The following is a 21,589-nucleotide window of genomic DNA, read 5'->3' as shown; positions in this document are numbered from 1 at the left end:
AAATAATTGCCTAACTAACAAAAGGAAGGTGCTGCATGAAACACATACTTCTAATGCTTTTACTAATTACTGTTGTTTCTGGCTGCGGAGCATCTGGTCAAAAAAAATCCGAAACTGTTGAACTTACGGTTTCTGCCGCAGCGAGTATGCAGGATGTATTAAACGACATTAAGGAATCTTATGAAAAAGAGCACTCGAATATAAAAGTTGTGTTTAATTTTGGTTCTTCCGGGGCACTGCAGCAACAAATTGAACAGGGAGCACCTGTTGATGTGTTTTTATCTGCTTCAGTGGATAAGTTTGATTTATTAGTTGATAAAGGGTTAATAGATCAAAAAACAAAACGAAATCTAGTTGGAAATCAAATTGTTTTAGTTGTTCCTAAAAATTCACAAAAAGAAATCCAGACATTCGATGATTTACTTACAAAAGCAGATAGTATTTCAATAGGGATACCAGAATCTGTTCCGGCGGGTAAGTACGCAAAGGAAGCTCTTGAGAATAGTAACCTTTGGGATCGGATAGAAGATAAGCTGATTTTTGCAAAGGATGTTCGTCAAGTACTAACATATGTGGAAACTGGAAATGTTGATGCCGGAATCGTGTACCTTTCGGATGCAATGCAGTCTGAAAAAGTTAAGTCGGTAGTAGCTGCAGTTCCGGTCTCTCACTCAGCAATTATTTATCCAGTAGGAATTATTACATCAACGAATAAATATAAAGAAGCAATGAGATTTCATGAGTATCTACAAAGTGAGGCTGTGTTAAAAAAGTTTGAGGAATATGGATTTATCGAAGTAGAGTAATAAAAAAAGCAATTGTTGCACAGAGGATGCAACAATTGCTTTTCTTTGTTTAGATAAAAGGGTGTACGCCTTTGCTAATTTCCTCCACAACAGAAGCTATGGTTGATAGTTGTTTGTCATCTAAATTGAAGGTATTTTTAATTTTGGTTTCAAGGTTTGTTGTAATTCTACGTTTCCCAACTTCTACTAGGGCAATTAGAGCGAAGCTACAGTTAACGGCTTTAGCGAAATCACGTTGGGTCATGTTATTTTTTTTTCGTAAGAACTTAACGATTTCCTTACTCATCCTAGGCATATTGTTCAACTCCTACCTGTAGTTCTCAAGTTTTTATATGTAGATAGTAACTGTAAATAAAGTCTATTTTTCTATTATTCTATGACATGCATTATCTTACCATTATACAAATGTTACGTCTAGGTAGGAATTTATTTACCAATTTTTCTAGACCAGATAGTAAAGAATATCAAGTCCAGCAAGCTAATAGTTACTGCAGCTCCTATATTAATCATCGCACCAATTCCTTGACTTATTCCATCTAACTCAGTTGCAAACCACCAAATTGTACTTAGTCCAAGTACAATGATGTTTAGTAGAAGTGCTTTCAATAAAGCAATCAAGACCTTTTGATTTGTTCGTAATGAATATCGACCTACCAATAGAGAAAGGAAAAGTGTTAGGATAATTATTCCAAAAAAGACCACTAGTTTCATACTAACTGCCTCCAATAAAAGTTTATTATAGTGTAATTTTACCCTAAATGAATGATTTATCAATTGATTAGTCGGAAAATAATCGAATTTGTTACAATCTATATCTGATATTTCCATAGTCGGCTTAAAAAGAGTACAATTTACAGAGGATACTAAGAAGGAAGGGGACATCATTATGAAAATAGGAATAATAGGTTTAGGTGATATTGCTAAAAAAGCATATCTACCGGTTTATGCGAGTGTAAAAGATGTTGAGTTTCATTTGTATACAAGAAATCAAGACACTCTAACAGAGGTAGCGGAAACATATCGTTTTCAAAACGTACACCAAAGCATTGATTCCATGGTTCAAAGTGGGATAGTTGCAGCTTTTGTGCATTCATCAACTGAATCACATCCGGAAATTATTAGAGAGCTTTTGAATAATAATATTCATGTTTATGTAGATAAGCCAATTTCGTATAATTACGAAACTTCAAAGGGATTAGTAGCGCTAGCAGAAGAAAAAAATCGTATACTTATGGTAGGGTTTAATAGAAGATTTGCACCAGTAAACTCAGAATTGAAGAAGGCTATCCCAGAACCGAACATGATGATTGTTCAAAAAAACAGAAATGGATTGCCAAACGATGTAAGAACCTTTGTTATGGATGATTTTATTCATGTAATCGATACGATGCGTTTTTTGTATCCATACCAAATTGAAGAGATTACCGTAAAGGGGAGAAAAAAGGATAATCTCCTTTACCATGTTGTTGTTCAATTTCAAAGCGAGAACTGTACTGCAATAGGAATCATGAACCGTGATAGTGGTACAAGAGAAGAAAAGGTTGAAGTAATGAGTTCAGCTGAAAAAAGAGTGATTTATAATGTCGCAGAAGCTGAGATACATAAAAATAGTCAGGTGATCAAGCTTGCATCAAATGACTGGGAGCCAACGTTACATAAGCGCGGATTTGAGCAGCTTGTAGCAGAATTTATTGCCTCTGTTAAAGGTGACCGTGAGCCTTCAATATCAAGCAGTGATGCGCTACAGACACATGAGATTTGTGAATTTATTATTCAAAAACTAGGGGAGTAATTCTGAAGTCGATTGGCTTAAGAGACGAACTGATTTTAAAGTAGTACCTTAAAACTGTCTAAAAGTGCTAACGACTATAGAATCAAAATAACGACTATTATAGTGAATTATCGCTTATAGAAATGAAATAACGCTTATAGAATTAAATTAACGCCTATAGAAACGAAATAACGCTTATAGGCCGCAGTGACTCAGAAAAGTCTATATTAAAAAACCTCAAGGAAGCGATATCCTTGAGGTTTTTTAAGCAAAATTGATTATTTATCTCCATAAAAACGTCGAGCAGCATGGTTTGTTGGTCCTACATACTCATTTAATTTGAATGAGTGTCGAATTGCGGCAGTAATGAATTTTTTAGCTTCATAAATAGCATCTTTAACATCAAGACCTTTGGCAAGTTGAGCAGTTATCGCTGATGAATACGTACAACCAGCTCCGTGAGTATATGAAGTTTCAATTCGGTCTCCTTCAAGCACTTCTATCTCTCTACCATCAAACAGTACATCAACAGCCTTGTCGTGGTTTAGTTTACCTCCACCTTTAACAAGTACATAATTTGCACCAAGGTCGTGAATTTTTACTGCTGCATCCTTCATTTGGTCAACAGTGGTAATTGCACCTAACCCACTTAGTTGTCCTGCTTCGAATAAATTCGGAGTAACAACAGTTGCTAATGGAGTAAGGATTTCTCTAAGAGCTACTGCATGATCCGGGAAGAGTACTTCGTCTTCACCTTTACAAACCATAACTGGATCAACTACAAACTTTTGTAGGTTGTGCTTTTTAACAGCATCAGCTGCAATTTCAATAATATCGACAGTTGGAAGCATTCCTGTTTTAGCAGCATCAACGCCTATTCCGTCAAGAATTGTTGCTAGCTGAGCTTTAATTATATTATGTTCAATTGGGAACACTTGGTGGCTCCAATTATTTTCCGGATCCATTCCAACAATTACAGTTAAGGCAGACATTCCATAGACACCGTGCTCTTGGAATGTCTTTATATCCGCTTGTATTCCTGCACCACCACTACTATCAGAACCTGCAATGGTTAACGCTTTAGGTAGACTCATATATGAAACCCCCATTAATTAAAAATTTGACAAGTTCTATTATATATCAATGGCAAAAAAATAATAGGAAAAACATCTTTTTCCGAATGAAAATCCCCCTTGCAAAAAAAGGAAGAACTTAATATGTTGATTATTCCCGTATAATTTTGTTACAATACACTGATGTAAGAGAAAAGTGTATATAAAAACCTTCGATCCTGAGTACATTCATATCTTGCAAATATAATGATAGGTGGTCGAAAAAATATGGTAGAAAAAAAGCCTTATAGAGTTTTACTCTACTACATGTATGTAAACATTGAGAATCCAGAGGAATTTGCAGCAGAGCATTTAGCTTTCTGTAAAGAAGTTGGATTAAAAGGTCGTATTTTAGTAGCGACTGAAGGAGTTAATGGTACTGTATCTGGTACAGTTGAACAAACTGACCTATACATGGAAACGATGAGAAAAGATCCTCGTTTTGCGAATATTATGTTCAAAATAGACGAAGCAGATGGGCATGCTTTTAAGAAAATGCATGTGCGTCCACGTCCAGAGCTTGTTAACTTAAGCTTAGAGGATGACATTAACCCACTTGAATTAACAGGAAATTATCTAAGTCCGAAAGAATTTTACGAAAAAATGCAGCAAGAGAATACGATTGTACTTGATGCACGAAACACATATGAATATGACCTTGGTCATTTTAGAGGATCAATTAGACCAGATGTTGAAACGTTCCGTGACCTACCACAATGGGTTCGTGAAAATAAAGAAATGCTTGAAGGCAAAAAAATCCTTACGTATTGTACAGGTGGTATTCGCTGTGAAAAGTTCTCAGGCTGGTTAGTAAGAGAAGGTTTTGAAGATGTTGGCCAACTTCATGGCGGAATTGCAACTTATGGAAAAGATCCAGAAGTTCAAGGTGACTTATGGGATGGACAACTTTATGTATTTGACGAAAGAATTGCCGTTCCAGTAAATCATAAAGAACATGTGATTGTTGGTAAAGACCATTTTACTGGTGAACCTTGCGAACGCTATGTAAACTGTGCAAATCCAGAATGTAACAAACAAATTTTATGTTCAGAAGAAAATGAGCATAAACACCTTCGCGGATGTACACACGAATGTCGTGTTCACCCACGTAACCGCTATGTTGCTGAGCATGGTTTAACAGTAGAGCAAATCACTGAACGCCTGGTAGCACTTGAAAAAGAAACAGTAACTCAATAAAAAATTAGAAACAACCATGATGATAATCATTGTGGTTGTTTTTTCTATTGTCTGTTATTTAATAATTTTGATGCAATTTTGGGATTATTTTTTCCAGTTTTCCAGTAGGGTGATTGTAGCGGATGGTACGAGACTCCTCGAAAATGCTTTGCATTTTCTTCGTGCGTGGGAGAATTCAAAGGAGCCTCTCAAAGTCCTGCGGGAATAGCGTGACCAAGTGAGACCCCGCAGGAGCATAGCGACTTGTCTAGCTTCAGCGGCTAGAAACTCGAGAAATTTCAACTCCTCCGTCAGAGGCAAAAGGCGCCTCTTATGTCGGAGTCTCCGACGCACAGGATGTGCTAGTGCCGCCAAAGCCACAGGACGTGGCGTTATTGGCGGCCAATTTCCTCGTTTCTGACCAAGCCGCTTCAGCATTTCATTGAGGAGGCTCACGGTCCGCCCGCGGAAAGCGAGTGCCTGGAGCGGAAATCACCAAACTTTGTACCCTTTACTTCCAAAATAAAAAGGCAAAAGATTTTTAGGGATTTCTATATTACACAAAAAGCTAACTAAACTGGTACTTAAATTATATTATTTGTTACAATATAGAAAAGGCAAATAGGAGGTAACGTGAGAGTAGTTGCATCGCACCCGTATTACGTTATAACTAGAAAAATTGAATGGAACGAACAAAAATATATTGAAACAACACATATTATAAGGTTATTTGAAGATCGTATTCTTTCAACATCTAATGAGTTTCAACTTGAACATGTCTATGATGTCTCGTATCGGACGAACTTTTTATACCTTCACACTAACCAAGGTGTATTCTCTTATCAGGTAAAAGAAAGTCCTATCTATTTTATAGAAGCATTCAAAGAAATAAAGAATTAACGTAAACTCGAAACACAATGAGGTGAATCATGGAAATTGAAAAGATTGTTAACAAAATAGAAAAGAGAACGCCTTCTATGCTGGGGAGAGGTAGCTTTACAAGGTTTTCAATTTTAATACCTTTAGTTGAAAAAGACAATGAGGTCCATGTACTCTTTGAAACCCGTTCAAGTCAATTAAGACGACAACCAGGTGAAGTATGTTTTCCTGGCGGGAGGATTGATCCAACTGACCGTGATGAAAAGCATACAGCGATTCGAGAAACAATGGAGGAATTGGGCATTGAGGAGAGCATGATTACAAATGTACATCCGTTAGATTATTTCGTTTCACCGTTTGGAACGATCATATATCCCTATATAGGTACTATAAAAAATCTAGACCTTCTCCATCCAAACCCAGCCGAGGTTGGAGAGGTATTCACTGTTCCTCTTTCGTTTTTTAAGGGAAATCCGCCACAAAAATACGAAATAAAGTTTAAGATTGAACCAGAAGAAAATTTCCCTTACAACGATATTATTGGTGGGGAAAATTATAAATGGCAAATCCGTGGAATGGATGAGTTGTTTTATTATTATGAAGATCGTGTAATCTGGGGATTGACGGCTGGGATATTAAAGCATTTTATAGATGTACTTGAAGAAAAATAAACAGCCCCAGGAAGGGGCTGTTTATTAAGTAGGAACTGCAATCGGTATTTGGGAAACAGGACTGAGAGACCTTTACATTATCAACTCTAGTTTCCAATAATATCTTTTAATTTGTCTCCGACCTTTTGGCTTATTTCATCAAAATCTTTTTTTGCTTCTTTTAATACTTGTTTCCACTTAACACTTTCTTCTTTTAGTGTTTCTTCAATTTTTTCAGCTTGTTCTTTAAGTTCTTCCTTAGTAATAATCTTCTTTTCTTCTGCTCCAGATTGTTGAGCATTAACAGATAACACATCAAACTCTTCTATCTCCATATGCGGGTTAACAGATTCCATGATTGCTCGAAACAAGGGAACAACATAATCTGAACTTGAACCAGGAATATAATGTGTTTGATCGGTCTTATCATAACCAAGCCATACTGCGCCAACTAAATTAGGTGTATATCCAACGAACCATTGATCCTTTGTTCCATTGATATCTTTATATGGAAGTTGGGTTGTTCCTGTTTTTCCGGCTAGTTCTACTCCTTTAAGCTTCGTACCTTTTCCGGTCCCTGTTTCAACAACGTTTAAAAGCATAGAGGTCATCTCATTCGCTACTTTTTTGGAGGTAACCTTCGTCGTTTTAGATTGATGCTCGGCAATAATGTTACCGGTTGGTCCCACAATTTTTTTAATTACATGACCTTCTGAGCGTTTCCCTTCATTTGCAAATGCCGAGTATGCTTCTGCGAGTTGTAGTGGAGAAACACCTTTATGCATACCGCCAAGTCCTATCCCTAAATATTTATCTTCCTTTTCATAAGGAATGCCAAACCTTGTTAAAGCATCCAAACCTTTTTCAAGACCAATCTGATCTAATAACCAAATTGTTGGTGCATTTAATGAATTTTCTAATGCTTCGTACATCTTGACTTCTCCTTGATAAGACCTTGATAAGTTTTCAGGAGTGTAATCACCATAAGTTTTTAACTCATCAACAAGGGGAGAAGTAACCTCATAACCTTGCTCGAGTGCTGGAGTGTAAACTGCTAATGGTTTCATTGTTGAACCTGGCTGTGCCTTTAGATGGGTTGCTCGGTTAAAGCCTCGAAATACCTGTTCACCACGTCCACCGACAAGACCAAGAACACCACCACTTTCAGGATGTAAAATGACAGCACCGCTTTGAACAAGAGTATCTTTACCTCTAGGAAATAAAGAATCACGTTTATATACATCTTCCAAGGCAGCTTGAATGTCTTGGTCCATTTCTGTGTAAATTCTATATCCGCGTGTCAGTATTTCATCTTGAGTTAGTCCATATTTTTTTATTGCTTCATCTAAAACAGCATCCACATAATATGGATAACTTCTCTGAATATTACTGCCTCCACCATCTTCAAGCTGAATTTCTTGCTTAATAGCTTGTGAGTATTCATCTTCTGTAATCATCTTTAATTCTTTCATTTTAGTAAGAACGATATTTCTACGTTTAACAGCACCTTCAAGATTTCTGTAAGGATCAAGTGCAGAAGGAGCTTGAAGTAAACCTGCTAGTAGAGCAGCTTCACTTATTGTCACGTTCTCAATGTCTTTATTGTAATATTTTTGAGATGCTCGTTGAATTCCCCACGCTCCACTTCCAAAGTAAACCTGGTTTACGTACATCTGCAAAATTTCATCTTTTGAATAGTGCTTTTCAATTTCTAATGCTAAAAAAAGCTCCTCAATTTTACGCTTATAGGTTTTTTCGGGTGAGAGTAGTGCATTTTTCGTTAACTGTTGAGTTAGAGTGCTACCACCACCGGTTATTCTGCCAGTAAATAGATTTTTAACAAATGCTCGTGTAATTCCTTTAATGTCAAAACCATTATGACGATAGAAACGTTCGTCCTCAATTGCGACTACAGCATCTTTTACATGCTTTGGTAACTCGTCTACAGAAACACCATCAGTCCGATTCGTGACGATATTGGTTGCGACCTCTTCATCCTTATCATAAATAACAGTTGCTTGTCGTAACCCATCCTTCAACGACTGAACATTTGCCTGACTCGCCATAAAAGCAAAAAACAACATAGACAGTAAAATGAATAATAGACCAATCAGCAAAATAATTTTCGTAATATGTTTTTCTCGCCAAAAACGTTTAATAGATTGCCAGACTTTTATAATAAAGGGTTTCAGTTTTTCAAGTATCATAGTGCCTCCAAATGTACTACCATTCAATTTTGTATAAACTATATTCTATTATATATGTAAAAATAATCAAATTTTTTATGAAACAAAGAAATCCCCACAGCAGTTGGCAGGGGGATTCATTGAAATTTAAATTATATCAGAAACATCGCAACAATAGTTGTTACAACCAATCCAATTGTTACTGGTAGTAAGTTCTTACGAGCAAGTTCGAATGGGTCAACTCCACAAATAGCTGCTGCTGGAATAAGCGCCCATGGGACTAATGTTCCCCCACCAACCCAAATCGCTGCTATTTGGCCGAGTGCGGTTAACGTGGCAGCACCTGCACCAATTGCTGATGAGAATAATGTGGCGATTGAACCGGCTAATGAGATACCTGAAAAACCTGAACCATCTAGACCGGTAATCGCACCTACACCTGTTAAAGTGATGGCACCAATTGGGGCGTTCAATGGCACAACAGAAGCTAAGCCTACACCAAGGTCATTAACGATTCCCTGTGAGTTAGCTGGTAAAAAGTCACCGATTATTTTTCCGAAACCAGAATCGCCGAGGTAGAAGAAGGCTGCAATTGGAATTACAGGGCCAAAAACTTTAAATCCAAACTGAAAACCTTCTATTAAATACGATGTCGTCTTTTCAAGTCCAGCATTTTTATGAGCAAAAAGAGAAATCAAGATGAGAATAAAGATGGAAGTTCCACCGACTAATGCTGTTGCATCTCCTCCTGATAGATTTAAAACAGACATGGCTGTAACATCAAGTGTAAATAAGATTGGAATTAGTATTGCAAAAACACGCTTCATAGTAGGTGAAAGTAACGATTTTAATTTTTGTTCCTCTTCGGCTGAAAGTTCCTTTGTTAATGGATTGCTATATTCAGAGGAACCATTAACTGAAAGAGTTCCTTTTCTCATATCACGTCTAAGGAAGAAGTATGCAGCAACAGTTGTCACGATACCCATCACAAAAACGAGTGGTACACTTGCTTTGACAACTTCCATCACATCTAGTCCTGCCGCATCAGCAGTAAGCTTTGGTGCTGCTTGGATAATAAAATCCCCAGATAATGCAATTCCGTGTCCAAATAAGTTCATCGCCATCGCGACACCTAAGGCTGGCAGACCGACTCTCATCGCAACAGGAAGGAGAACTGCCCCTATTAATGCAACAGCGGGTGAAGGCCAGAAGAACCAAGAAATTACCATCATAACAATTCCGATCGTCCAATATGCAAGTGCAGGAGAGCGAATTAGCTTTGTAAACGGAGATATCATAATATCGTTAATCCCTGTTACAGTTAGAGCCTTACTCATTGAGACGATAATTGATATTACTAGTATTGTTGAGAGTAGTTCGGTTATTGCAAAAATAAAGCTGTTAAAAACCCCACTGATTGATGCGCTAATAGAACCTGTAGCAGTAATTGCTAACAAAAAAATACCTATAATACAAATAAGTGAGGTGTCTCTCTTCATAACCATAAACCCAATGATGAAGAGGATAAACGAAACATAAATCCAATGTAGTGCTGTTAATTCCACTAGCATTGTAAAACCCCCATTTCACATATTCAACAGAGGTAATTAGACGGTTACCTATGTTTGTAATTACAGAATATGAATGGAGTAAAAACATGTGAAAAGAGACTGAAAATTTTTAAAATAGTAAGAGTAAGCAGCAGTTTTTTGCTTACAAGGGTTAAGGACAAACCGACTAGGGAAAATACGTCCATAGAGCTGAAGAAAAAAAGATGTGAAAGTAGAGAGGAGTGACAATCATTAAATGACAAGGAGATGTGTCCTTCATAACGGTGATGAAGGACAAAAAGGTGTGGAAATAAGATAAGAGTGTCTTCTGTGTATGGTTAATGAACGACATTCCTTCTGAATTTATTAATTATTCTTCATACTTAAAAGCATAATACGATTTTGTGTAGCTACCTCCAGAAAAGATGGTTTGTTCAATTCCTACCTTTGTATTCCCTAACAATTGTTCAAATTCATTATAAGAAGCCGATTGCTTCCATTGTGTATAAAATGATTCCTTATTCCATGCAGTAAGTATAAGATATGTGTCATGTTTAACTGGACGAAGAACCCGAAGAGAGACGATGCCAGGTAGATATCGAAATAGGTCTGGTTGATTAAAGTTGTATTCAAAAAGTGGCTTCCCTTCCTCTGTAACAGGTGCATATGTTAGTACCACAAAACGAGCTTCACCTAGTTCACCATAACCAGAGATAACTTCATATTTTTTTGGCATGGCAAAAACCGATTTTTTCTTATTAGTTTCATGGAGTAGAATAGCTGTTTCATTATTATAAAACTCAAACATCTTCTCATTCTTATATTTCCTTTTAAGCTTTTCAAGAAAATCAACAGTCCCAAATGCGATAAAAAAATTCATCATTTTCTCTCCCTTATTAATTCTCTATTATCCGAATACATAGTGAGAAACCTTTACAGTTATACTAAAACATAACATAACAATTTTTTACAAACAAAGCATGTTTTTATTTATAAGCCACAACAGAAATAGATCGTGGTCGATATTATTTTCATAGGTTTTGTTCTTTTTAAAATTTCCAAGGGGGTCATCTTAATGAAAAAGAAGTTCATTGTCTCTTTTATAGCTATTATCGGTTCTTTTGTCCTTGGATTATGTGGGTATTTGCTTATCATATATGCAGGTGATTATGTAATTGATGACAAAAAGCTAGTTATGAATTCTGCAACAAAGCTAGTTGATGAAGAAGGAAGATTTATTACGAAATTATATTATGAAAACAGAGACATTGTTTCAATTCAGGATATACCAGATTATGTTCAGCAGGCTTTTATAGCCGTTGAAGATACACGTTTTTATAAACATCATGGAATTGATATCCAAGCCATATTACGAGCGGTCTATAAAGATATTGTTGCTGGAGGAAAGGTAGAGGGTGGAAGTACAATCACCCAGCAGCTTGCTAAGAATGTTTTCCTAACAAATGAAAAAACTTTTTTACGGAAAACGAAGGAATTAATCATAGCCATTAATCTTGAACAAAAATACAGTAAGCAGGAATTGCTTGAAATGTACCTAAATCAAATCTATTTTGGTCATGGTGCATACGGAATTCAAACTGCTTCAAAGATGTATTTTAATAAGGATGCAACCCAATTAACAGTTGAAGAAGGTGCGTTACTAGCTGGAATTCCCAAAGCTCCGTCTACTTATTCTCCATTGTTGCATCCTGAAAAAAGCAAGGAGAGAAGAGATTTAGTATTAAGTTTAATGGAACAAAAGGGTTTTCTTACTGCGGAAGAGGCAGTTCGGGTCCAAGGTAAAACAGTTGCATTAGATGTGCAACAGTTAGATAATGACCCTTCTCTACTAACTTATATTGACATGGTTTTTGAAGAAGCAAGGACCCGTTACAAGCTGTCAAATGAAGAATTATTAAGAGGTGGATATACAGTTACGGTACCACTTAAACTTGAGGTTCAACGAACAGCATATGAATTATTCCAAGATGAAGCAAATTTTCCTGGTGTTGATAACAATGTAGAGGGTGCTTTTGTTTTACTCGATAATGACACAGGTGGTGTTTTGGCAAGTATTGGAGGTCGTACGTACGTCAGTAAGGGAACGAACCGTATCCTTGTAAAAAGACAGCCTGGCTCTACCATTAAACCATTGGCTGTGTATGGTCCGGCAATGGAGGAAAATCAGTTTGAGCCATATTCAATGCTTGTCGATAGAAAGCTTGCATATGGAAAGTATGAGCCCAGTAACTTAAGTGGGATTTATCGGGGACAAATTTCAATGTATGATGCTCTTATAGAATCTGCAAACGCTCCGGCTGTCTGGATGCTTGATAGACTTGGTATTGAAACAGCGAAAAAGTACCTTACAAAAACAGGGATTTCAATTCCTGATCAAGGCCTTTCAATAGCGTTAGGGGGGCTCCAAGAAGGTATCTCACCACTTGATATGGCGAAAGCATATCGTGCTTTTGCTAGAGGGGGTAAGGTAATTGAGCCACACTTTATTAGCAAAATAGCTGATCGGGATGGAAACGTTATTGGCATAGCATCTGTACATGAAACAGAGGCGTTTTCAAAGCAAACAGCATGGTATATGACAAGGATGCTTGAGGGAGTTGTTGATAACGGTACCGGAAGAGTTGGCTCTTATTCAGGCGCTCTTGCCGGAAAAACAGGGACAACCAATATTCCCGGAATGGATCATGGTATTAAGGATGCTTGGTTTGTAGGGTTTACACCTTCAGTAGTAGGTTCTGTTTGGATGGGCTATGACTATACAGATTCAAAACACTATCTAAAAAGTGGCAGTGCCTCAGCAACAAAACTGTTTAAAAAAATACTGGATCAATCAGAGTTTAAAAAGGTTACTGTTTTTGATGCCCCTAAAGATGTTAAGGAATTAGAGCCACCAATTCGTTTGCCTGAGATTACAGATGTGGCTGCCAGTATCACATTTAAGCCGCTTAGCTTATTCACCGTCCAATTAAACTGGAATGCAGCTGAGGACAATCGAATTGAATATAGAATCTATGAAGAACATTCTAAGAATGATACCTATATTGGCTCAGTTAAAGGAAATGGAAGCTTTGAAATTGAAAATGTAAATATATTTTCAATCCCTTCCTATTTCATCGTTCCGTATAATTCCCAAACGAAGGAAGAAGGAACAAAGTCTGAAGTAGTAAAGCCAGCCTTTTTTTCAAATTAGGATATTACCTTATTGGGGTGGTGGGTAACGTATTGCTCACCACCCTGTCAAATGTTCGTCAATTTTTTGACATTTACTCGAGTTTGCTATACATACATAGTAGAAACATATATAGTTGTAGGGTGAGAATAAAGTGAAGTTATAAATACTGATAGTTTGGTGGTAATTAATTATTTATGTAAATTATCCAAGACCTATTGAATCTTCTATTTTAAGTTTGGATTCTAATGAATAGGGGATAAAACAGAGGTTTTTATTAGAACTGTCAGTGCTTTTTTAAGCATGAAAAATTGCTTTTTATGTTATTATAGAGTTTATGTGTGAAAAATGTCGAAAGGTAGGTAATATACATAATGCAGAACGGTTTTAATGATACTTTTTTAAGAGCGGCTAGAGGGGAAAAGACGGACCATGTCCCTGTATGGTATATGAGACAAGCAGGTAGATCTCAACCAGAATACCGAGCTATTAAGGAAAAATATAGTTTGTTTGAAATTACTCATCAACCTGAGTTATGTGCATACGTAACTAGACTACCAGTTGAGCAGTACAATGTTGATGCAGCAATTCTTTACAAAGATATTATGTCACCACTACCAGCTATTGGCGTGGATGTGGACATTAAAGCTGGCATTGGACCTGTAATCAGCAATCCAATTAGCTCACTAAACGATGTAGAAAAGCTTGGAGAAATCAACCCGGAAGAAGATGTTCCTTATGTGTTAGATACGATTAAACTTCTAACTCAAGAACAACTTTCTGTACCGCTTATCGGTTTTGCAGGAGCACCATTTACATTAGCAAGCTATATGATTGAAGGTGGTCCTTCAAAGAATTACAACAAGACAAAGGCGTTTATGTATGCTGAGCCAAAGGCTTGGTTTGCGTTAATGGACAAGTTAGCCGATATGACGATTACTTATGTAAAGTCACAAATTGCAGCTGGTGCAAAGGCAATTCAAATATTTGATTCATGGGTAGGAGCATTAAATGTTGCTGACTATCGTTATTTCATAAAGCCGATTATGAATCGCATTTTTACTGAACTCCGTGAAGAAGGTGTGCCACTAATAATGTTCGGAGTAGGTGCAAGTCATTTAGCACTTGAATGGCATGACCTACCGCTAGATGTAGTTGGGTTAGATTGGCGCCTGCCAATTTCTCAAGCAAGAGAGATGGGGATTACGAAAACAGTTCAAGGAAATCTTGATCCTGCGATTCTACTAGCACCATGGGAAGTAATTGAAGAAAGAGCAAGAGAAGTGTTAGACCAAGGTATGCAACAACCAGGTTATATCTTTAACCTTGGACATGGAGTGTTTCCACAGGTACAACCTGAAACATTAAAACGTTTAACAACTTTCATTCATGAATATTCAGCGAAAAACAAATAAAAGCATATTTTTAGAGGTGTTATAAATGACTAAGAAAAAGATGGGATTACTAGTAATGGCATACGGTACCCCATATAAAGAAGAAGATATTGAAAGATACTATACTCATATTCGCCATGGCAGAAAGCCTTCCGAGGAAGCATTAGAAGATTTACGTCAGCGTTATGAAGCAATTGGTGGTATTTCACCATTAGCGAAAATTACACAAGAACAAGCTGAAAAACTAGAACAACATTTAAATGACATTCAAGACGAAGTTGAATTTAAGATGTATATAGGTTTAAAACACATCGAACCATTTATTGAAGATGCAGTAGCTCAGATGCATGCGGATGGAATTAAAGAAGCAGTTAGCATCGTGTTAGCTCCTCATTTTTCAACTTTCAGTGTGAAGTCATACAATGGCCGTGCAAAAGAAGAAGCTGAAAAACTTGGTGGATTAACAATCACTTCTGTTGAAAGCTGGTATAGTGAACCTTCTTTCATAGAGTACTGGGCTAATCAAGTGAAGCAAGTCTACGCTTCAATGACTGCTGAGGAAAGTGATAATGCTGTATTAATCGTTTCAGCGCATAGTCTTCCTGAGAAGATTATTGCCGCAGGAGACCCTTATCCTAATCAATTACAAGAAACTGCAGATTTAATTGCAGAAGCAGCAGGCGTGAAAAATTATGAAATTGGCTGGCAAAGTGCTGGAAATACGCCAGAACCTTGGCTTGGACCAGATGTTCAGGATTTAACAAGGGACTTATATAATGAAAAAGGATATAAAGCGTTTGTTTATATACCAGTTGGGTTTGTTGCAGATCATTTAGAGGTTTTATACGACAATGACTATGAATGTAAAGTGGTCACTCAAGATCTTGGCGTAAGCTATTACCGTCCTGAAATGCCGAATGCAAAACCAGAATTTATAGATTGTTTAGCTAACGTTGTATTAAAAGAACTAAAGGCAAAATAAAGTGATACTTAAATCAGTGGGAATTTGTTAATCTCCCACTGATTATTAGTTACATCCGACAGTAACGTAGTTTTGTTACTATAATTGGTGTTCGTTACCTTCATACTTCTAATTTGAGGTTTGAAGTATTGGACGTTTACGCGGATATACCTTATTTGAAAAGGAAAAGAAGGCGATGTTAAAGTGAGTAATCAAAAGGTTATTGTCATCGGTGGTGGGATTACTGGTTTAACAGCAGCTTATTATCTTCAAAAGGAAGCTAGGGAGAAGGGCCTCAGCATTGACTGCTCACTTTTAGAGGCAAGTCATAGACTAGGAGGAAAAGTGCAGACTGTTGTACGTGATGGTTTTGTCATCGAGAGAGGACCTGATTCCTTTTTAGAACGAAAACAAAGTGCTGCCCGTTTAGCAAAAGAGGTCGGACTTGGAGATAAATTAGTTAATAACACTGCTGGAAAATCATATGTACTTGTTAATGGAAAACTACATCCAATGCCAGGTGGTTCCATTATGGGAATTCCAACTGAAGTTGGTCCCTTTATTACAACGGGATTGTTTACGCCACTAGGTAAACTTCGTGCGGCAATGGATTTTGTTCTTCCTCGTACAGCTCCTGGCAAAGATCAATCACTTGGACAATTTTTTAGAAGAAGACTTGGAGATGAAGTGGTTGAGAATCTCATCGAGCCGCTTTTGTCTGGAATATACGCAGGGGATATTGACCAATTAAGCTTAATGTCAACTTTTCCACAGTTTTACCAGGTTGAACAAAAATACCGCAGTTTAATTATTGGGATGAAGCAAACCAAACCAGCCAAACCGAAAAATGCAGCTCAAACAAAGAGTCCAAAAGGCCAATTCCTCACTGTTACTACAGGACTGCAGTCGTTTATTGATGCAATTGAGGAAAAGCTTAATCCCGGGTCTGTTTATAAAGGCGTAAAGGTAGACAGCATTGAAAAGAATGAAGAACAATATCTCTTACGTTTAAGTAATGGAGAAGAAATCTTGGCTGATAGTGTCGTCGTTGCGACTCCTCACCATGTTACACAAGCAATGCTAAGCCAATATCCTTTTTTAGAACCCTTTAAAGAAATGCCATCTACATCGGTAGCGACTGTAGCAATGGCTTTCCCTGAAGATGCGATTAAAAGAGATATAGATGGAACAGGCTTTGTTGTATCACGAAATAATGATTACATTATTACAGCATGCACATGGACTCATAAAAAGTGGCCGCACTCAACTCCAAAAGGGAAGGTGCTACTCCGCTGTTATGTAGGTAAAGCAGGGGATGAAGCAATCGTGGATCAGTCAGATGAGGAGATTGTTAATGTTGTCCTTGATGATTTGAATAAGACGATGGCTATTAATGAAAAACCTGATTTTTCAATTATAACCAGGTGGAAAGATGCAATGCCTCAATATACAGTTGGACATAAAGACCGAGTTGAGTTTGCTAAGAAAAATGTGGCGGAGCAGCTGCCAGGTTTATTTTTAGCAGGTGCCTCTTATGAAGGATTAGGGTTACCAGACTGTATTGACCAAGGTGAAGTTGCTGTAGACCAGGTTTTACAATACCTAGCGAAAAAAGCAGTTACTAATTGAAAACAGGAAAAGGAAGGCATTTGCCTTCCTTTTTAACATTTAATTCAAAATTCATTTCACTTGGATACAGGTATCACATGTGTTACCGTAACACTCATGTTGCTCATCGATTTCGCTTCCGCATTCAACGCATTTTTTTGGTGGGAGATTTTTGAAAAATTCAGTACTTTTTACTAACATTTTTAACCCCTCCGTTTCATTTGTTATTTATATTGTACTATAACAGATTAAAATATGTCAATTTCTGTTTTGTAACAATTGGTAAAAATAATGAAAAAAAATAGAGAATGGATTATAGTAAAAGAGGTTAAGGTAAACCATTGATAGCTACTGGAGAGAGCATAAAAAATCCTCTTAAAAAGAAAAGGTGATTGTATGAAAGTAACTGTTTGTGGGTATTGGGGTGGCTTCCCTGCAGCAAATGAGGCAACCTCAGGATATTTATTCGAACATGATGATTATCGATTATTAGTTGATTGTGGAAGTGGTGTACTAGCACAGTTGCAAAATTATATTTCAGTTGACCAGCTTGATGCCCTCATCGTAACCCATTATCACCATGATCATGTTGCAGATATTGGTCCAATGCAATATGCAAGACTTGTTACGAGTAACATACATAATCTAGATAAGGTATTACCTATCTATGGCCACACTGATGATCAAGAAGGATTTTCTAAATTAGAGCATAAAGGATATACAAAGAGTATCCCATATAACCCGGAGGAAGAAATTAAGATTGGACCATTTTCAATTGGTTTCTTGAAAACGAATCATCCTGTTGTGTGTTATGCATTACGAATTAAAGCAGGTAATCAAACGGTTGTATTTTCAGCAGACTCTAGTTATATGGATGAATTTATTCCTTTTACAAGTGGGGCAGACCTTTTTATATGTGAATGTAATCTTTATGCTAACCAAGATGGCTCAAAAATGGGTCATATGACAAGTACAGAGGCTGGGAAAATTGCTACCTCTGCAGGGGTAAACGAACTATGGCTTACTCACTTGCCACATTTCGGAAGCCATCAGGATTTAATAGAACAAGCAAAGCAAGAATATAGTGGAGAAATTAAACTAGCAAAATTAGGATTAATCTGGGAGTGAAAAAACGTGTTATTTATTGATAATAAAGGAATTACGGATCCGCAAATTAACTTGGCAATAGAAGAGTACGCACTGAAAAATTTAGATATTAATGAAACATACTTGTTATTTTATATTAATGGGCCATCCATTATCATAGGGAAAAACCAAAATACAATTGAGGAAATTAATACTCAGTATGTTGAGGGGAACGGCATTAAAGTAGTTAGACGCTTATCTGGTGGTGGAGCAGTTTATCATGACCTTGGAAACTTAAATTTTAGTTTTATAACAAAAGATGACGGAGAGAGTTTCCATAACTTTAAGAAGTTCACTGAGCCTGTTATTGAAGCATTACATAAATTAGGTGTTAATGCTCAGCTTAGCGGTAGAAATGATATAGAAGTAGAAGGCAGAAAAATTTCCGGGAATGCACAATTTTCAACAAGAGGAAGAATGTTCAGTCATGGAACATTGATGTTCAACTCTGAAATAGATCATGTTGTTTCGGCTCTAAAAGTGAAAAAGGATAAGATTGAATCAAAGGGAATTAAGTCTGTACGAAGTAGAGTAGCGAACATAAGTGAATTTTTAACAGAAAAGTTAACAATTGAAGAATTTAGAGAAATGCTTTTACGTTACATCTTTAATACAACTGATGAAGAGATTCCAAAGTATGAACTTACAGAAGAAGATTGGGAAAAAATTCATCAACTTTCAAAAGAAAGGTATCAAAACTGGGATTGGAACTACGGAAGATCACCTAAGTTTAATCTTCAGCATACACACCGATTCCCTGTTGGACAAATTGATGTTCGTTTAGAAGTTCAAAAGGGTGTTGTAGAAAATTGTAAGATATACGGAGATTTCTTCGGAGTAGGAGATGTTGAAGAAATTGAAAATCTTTTAATTGGGACACGCTATGAGAAAAAACAATTGGAAGAAAAATTATCCGAGGTTAATATCCAGCATTATTTTGGGAAAATTTCCAAGGAGGATTTTATTAATTTAATATATTGATTTTTATAAAGGAGCTGCGTTAATTCTAAATAAGGATAGGCGGCTCCTTTTTCTTTTTATTAATAAGGGTTTGGTAATGAAGATATAAGTTGTTGTTTTTAATTAGTAATAGGATAATTCTCTACTTTTTTTAAAAATATTTCCAATCCATCTTGCTACTATAATTTTCTTTCAATATAATATATTTAGAATTTTATTTTTTGTCACAAAGTGAATGACTATTCATTCATATAGTGACCAGGGGAGGGAGAAATGTGAACTTAACTAAACAACTAGGGGAAACAGCTAAGAAATACTTCGACAAACCAGCATATATTTTTAATAATACTTCAAGTACATATGCTGAGTTGGATGGTGCCGTCACAAAATTTGCAAGTGGATTAGAAAAATTAGGTGTAAAAAAGGGTGATCATATTGCCCTCGTTTTGGGGAATACACCACATTTTGTAATCGGTCTTTATGGTGCATTACGTTTAGGGGCAACAGTTATTCCAATCAATCCAATTTATACTCCAGATGAAATTGGATATATTGTCAATAACGGAGATGTAAGGGCTATCATAACACTAGACTTATTGGTACCTCTCTTTGAAAAAAAGAATGCGCATCTACCAAATGTAGAGCATATCATTGCATGTGAAACGCCTCAGGGGGCCAGTAGTGGATTTGACATCTCAAGTCTAATAATCTTGCCTAAATTGAAATCGTTTTCAGAGGTAATCGGTTCTGGTGATTTGACTTTCGTTGGACCAGAACTTGATGAAGACGATATGGCTGTAATCCTGTATACTTCTGGAACAACGGGAAAGCCAAAAGGTGCAATGTTAACTCATAAGAATCTGTACAGTAACGCAAGGGATATTGCAGAATATCTTAAAATTACAGATCAGGATAAGGTAATCACTACATTACCAATGTTCCATGTTTTTTGTTTATCAGTGGCATTGAATGCGCCATTAATGAATGGCGGTACACTGCTTATTGTTCCAAAATTTAGCCCGAAGGAAATTTTCCATATTGCGAAAACACACGAAGCAACTGTATTTGCTGGGGTGCCAACAATGTATAACTTCCTACTTCAATATCCAGAAGGAAATCCGGAGGATCTAAAGAGCTTACGTTTGTGTATCTCAGGTGGAGCTGCAATGCCTGTTGCACTTTTAAAAGGCTTCGAACAAAAGTTCAATGTTTTAGTTTCAGAAGGATATGGCCTTTCAGAAGCCTCTCCTGTTACATGCTTTAATCCACTTGACCGTCCAAGAAAGGCAGGTTCAATTGGAACAAGTATTGTCAACGTTGAAAATAGAGTTGTTGATGAAAATGGAGAAGAAGTACCTGCTGGCCAAGTCGGTGAACTAGTCGTTCGTGGCCCAAATGTTATGAAAGGGTACTATAAGCTACCTGAAGAAACTGCAGCAACAATTAAAGATGGTTGGCTTTATACAGGAGACCTGGCAAAAATGGATGAAGAAGGCTATTTCTATATCGTTGATCGTAAGAAAGATATGATCATTGTTGGTGGATACAACGTATATCCACGTGAAGTGGAAGAGGTGCTATATAATCATCCTGAAGTAGTAGAGGTTGCAGTTCTAGGTGTACCTGATCCAAATCTAGGTGAAGCAGTTAACTGCTATGTAGTAGTAAAGGATCAATCATTAACAGAAGAGGCAATACTTGAGTACTGCCGAGAACATTTAGCGAAGTACAAAGTTCCAAGTAAAATTGAGTTCTTAGAAGAACTTCCTAAAAACACAACAGGAAAAATACTTCGTCGTGCCTTAAAAGATAAGGTGCTTCAAAAACAATAATAGATGGGAACAGGTCATTGACCTGTTCTTTTGCTTTGGCTCTTTTGAGAAATTATGTTGATTCCTTTTTAACCTCTTCAGAAAGGTTATTTTGAGTTGAATAATGATTTTACACCGGTGATTGGAGCGCATGGTACGAGACTCCTCGAAAATGCTTTGCATTTTCTTCGTGCGTGGGTGAATTCAAGGAGCATCTCAAAGTCCTGCGGGAAGTCATAGGATCGTCTACTAAATACCGCCACGTCCTGTGGCGAACGTAGACGTCAGCACTGTGCAAAGTCAAGTGAGACCCCGCAGGAGTGTAACGACTTGTCTAGCTTCAGCGGCTAGAAACTCGAGAAATTTCAACTCCTCCGTCAGAGGCAAAA

The 21,589-nt window shown here is 37.0% G+C and carries 19 protein-coding genes; 12 read left to right on the top strand and 7 right to left on the bottom strand.

Translation table 11 applies throughout. The features are described 5' to 3' along the window. Positions 1-35 precede the first annotated feature (35 nt). Positions 36-806 (top strand): molybdate ABC transporter substrate-binding protein, encoded by a 771-nt coding sequence (gene modA, locus AB3M96_RS22205; RefSeq protein WP_412969795.1) that lies wholly within the window; start codon positions 36-38, stop codon positions 804-806. Positions 807-855: 49 nt separating this feature from the next. Here modA and AB3M96_RS22200 read toward each other — a convergent pair whose 3' ends face one another. Both AB3M96_RS22200 and AB3M96_RS22195 read right to left on the bottom strand, forming a co-directional pair. Next, complete coding sequence (locus AB3M96_RS22200) at positions 856-1,101, bottom strand: helix-turn-helix transcriptional regulator (RefSeq protein ID WP_412969794.1); 246 nt, start codon at positions 1,099-1,101, stop codon at positions 856-858. Positions 1,102-1,232: 131 nt separating this feature from the next. Beyond that, the gene (locus tag AB3M96_RS22195; protein WP_412969793.1) at positions 1,233-1,517 is read right to left on the bottom strand and encodes a hypothetical protein; all 285 of its coding nucleotides are present in this window, start codon (positions 1,515-1,517) and stop codon (positions 1,233-1,235) included. Between the two features lie 175 nt (positions 1,518-1,692). Here AB3M96_RS22195 and AB3M96_RS22190 point away from each other — a divergent pair, with 175 nt between their 5' ends. Next, a complete protein-coding gene (locus AB3M96_RS22190; protein WP_412969792.1) occupies positions 1,693-2,598 on the top strand; it encodes a Gfo/Idh/MocA family protein in 906 nt (301 codons plus the stop codon). Between the two features lie 257 nt (positions 2,599-2,855). Here AB3M96_RS22190 and AB3M96_RS22185 read toward each other — a convergent pair whose 3' ends face one another. Beyond that, positions 2,856-3,671: a bifunctional hydroxymethylpyrimidine kinase/phosphomethylpyrimidine kinase gene (locus tag AB3M96_RS22185; protein ID WP_412969791.1), complete on the bottom strand. Its 816-nt coding sequence runs from the start codon at positions 3,669-3,671 to the stop codon at positions 2,856-2,858. Between the two features lie 246 nt (positions 3,672-3,917). Here AB3M96_RS22185 and trhO point away from each other — a divergent pair, with 246 nt between their 5' ends. The 3 genes from trhO to AB3M96_RS22170 all read left to right on the top strand — a co-directional run bounded on the left by trhO (position 3,918) and on the right by AB3M96_RS22170 (position 6,415). Then, complete coding sequence (trhO, locus tag AB3M96_RS22180; protein ID WP_412969790.1) at positions 3,918-4,886, top strand: oxygen-dependent tRNA uridine(34) hydroxylase TrhO; 969 nt, start codon at positions 3,918-3,920, stop codon at positions 4,884-4,886. Positions 4,887-5,498: 612 nt separating this feature from the next. Beyond that, the gene (locus AB3M96_RS22175) at positions 5,499-5,765 is read left to right on the top strand and encodes a hypothetical protein (protein ID WP_412969789.1); all 267 of its coding nucleotides are present in this window, start codon (positions 5,499-5,501) and stop codon (positions 5,763-5,765) included. Positions 5,766-5,794: 29 nt separating this feature from the next. Next, positions 5,795-6,415: an NUDIX hydrolase gene (locus tag AB3M96_RS22170; RefSeq protein WP_412969788.1), complete on the top strand. Its 621-nt coding sequence runs from the start codon at positions 5,795-5,797 to the stop codon at positions 6,413-6,415. Positions 6,416-6,501: 86 nt separating this feature from the next. Here the strand turns inward: AB3M96_RS22170 and AB3M96_RS22165 are convergent, their stop codons facing one another. The 3 genes from AB3M96_RS22165 to AB3M96_RS22155 all read right to left on the bottom strand — a co-directional run bounded on the left by AB3M96_RS22165 (position 6,502) and on the right by AB3M96_RS22155 (position 11,010). Next, positions 6,502-8,601 (bottom strand): transglycosylase domain-containing protein, encoded by a 2,100-nt coding sequence (locus AB3M96_RS22165; protein WP_412969787.1) that lies wholly within the window; start codon positions 8,599-8,601, stop codon positions 6,502-6,504. A gap of 131 nt (positions 8,602-8,732) precedes the next feature. After that, positions 8,733-10,151: a hypothetical protein gene (locus AB3M96_RS22160; RefSeq protein ID WP_412969786.1), complete on the bottom strand. Its 1,419-nt coding sequence runs from the start codon at positions 10,149-10,151 to the stop codon at positions 8,733-8,735. Between the two features lie 349 nt (positions 10,152-10,500). After that, positions 10,501-11,010, bottom strand: coding sequence for an antibiotic biosynthesis monooxygenase family protein (locus AB3M96_RS22155; RefSeq protein WP_412969785.1), 510 nt, complete (start codon positions 11,008-11,010; stop codon positions 10,501-10,503). A gap of 195 nt (positions 11,011-11,205) precedes the next feature. Between AB3M96_RS22155 and AB3M96_RS22150 the strand changes: the two genes are divergently transcribed. The 4 genes from AB3M96_RS22150 (at position 11,206) to hemY (ending at position 17,304) form a co-directional block, all read left to right on the top strand. Further along, positions 11,206-13,341 (top strand): transglycosylase domain-containing protein, encoded by a 2,136-nt coding sequence (locus AB3M96_RS22150; protein WP_412969784.1) that lies wholly within the window; start codon positions 11,206-11,208, stop codon positions 13,339-13,341. 353 nt (positions 13,342-13,694) lie between these two features. Beyond that, positions 13,695-14,735, top strand: a complete 1,041-nt coding sequence (gene hemE / locus AB3M96_RS22145) for a uroporphyrinogen decarboxylase (RefSeq protein WP_412969783.1) — start codon at positions 13,695-13,697, stop codon at positions 14,733-14,735. A 25-nt stretch (positions 14,736-14,760) separates the two neighbouring features. Next, the gene (gene hemH / locus AB3M96_RS22140) at positions 14,761-15,696 is read left to right on the top strand and encodes a ferrochelatase (RefSeq protein ID WP_412969782.1); all 936 of its coding nucleotides are present in this window, start codon (positions 14,761-14,763) and stop codon (positions 15,694-15,696) included. Between the two features lie 183 nt (positions 15,697-15,879). Next, entirely contained in the window at positions 15,880-17,304 is a 1,425-nt protein-coding gene (gene hemY / locus AB3M96_RS22135) for a protoporphyrinogen oxidase (RefSeq protein WP_412969781.1), read from the top strand. Positions 17,305-17,355: 51 nt separating this feature from the next. Here hemY and yhfH read toward each other — a convergent pair whose 3' ends face one another. Then, complete coding sequence (gene yhfH, locus AB3M96_RS22130; protein ID WP_412969780.1) at positions 17,356-17,484, bottom strand: protein YhfH; 129 nt, start codon at positions 17,482-17,484, stop codon at positions 17,356-17,358. Positions 17,485-17,679: 195 nt separating this feature from the next. Here yhfH and AB3M96_RS22125 point away from each other — a divergent pair, with 195 nt between their 5' ends. The 3 genes from AB3M96_RS22125 to AB3M96_RS22115 all read left to right on the top strand — a co-directional run bounded on the left by AB3M96_RS22125 (position 17,680) and on the right by AB3M96_RS22115 (position 21,221). Beyond that, positions 17,680-18,411 carry an MBL fold metallo-hydrolase gene (locus AB3M96_RS22125; RefSeq protein ID WP_412969779.1) on the top strand — a complete coding sequence of 244 codons (732 nt, stop codon included), beginning with the start codon at positions 17,680-17,682 and terminating at the stop codon, positions 18,409-18,411. A 6-nt stretch (positions 18,412-18,417) separates the two neighbouring features. Continuing rightward, positions 18,418-19,410 (top strand): lipoate--protein ligase, encoded by a 993-nt coding sequence (gene lplA, locus AB3M96_RS22120; RefSeq protein WP_412969778.1) that lies wholly within the window; start codon positions 18,418-18,420, stop codon positions 19,408-19,410. Between the two features lie 254 nt (positions 19,411-19,664). Then, positions 19,665-21,221: a fatty acid--CoA ligase family protein gene (locus tag AB3M96_RS22115; RefSeq protein WP_412969777.1), complete on the top strand. Its 1,557-nt coding sequence runs from the start codon at positions 19,665-19,667 to the stop codon at positions 21,219-21,221. The last annotated feature ends 368 nt before the right edge of the window (positions 21,222-21,589 follow it).

Origin of the sequence: Ferdinandcohnia jepli (genome assembly GCF_047246645.1) — a bacterium.
GTDB lineage: Bacteria > Bacillota > Bacilli > Bacillales > Bacillaceae_L > Ferdinandcohnia.
The sequence above is the reverse complement of the archived record's forward strand: the minus strand, read 5'-3'. Positions and strand labels throughout refer to the sequence as shown.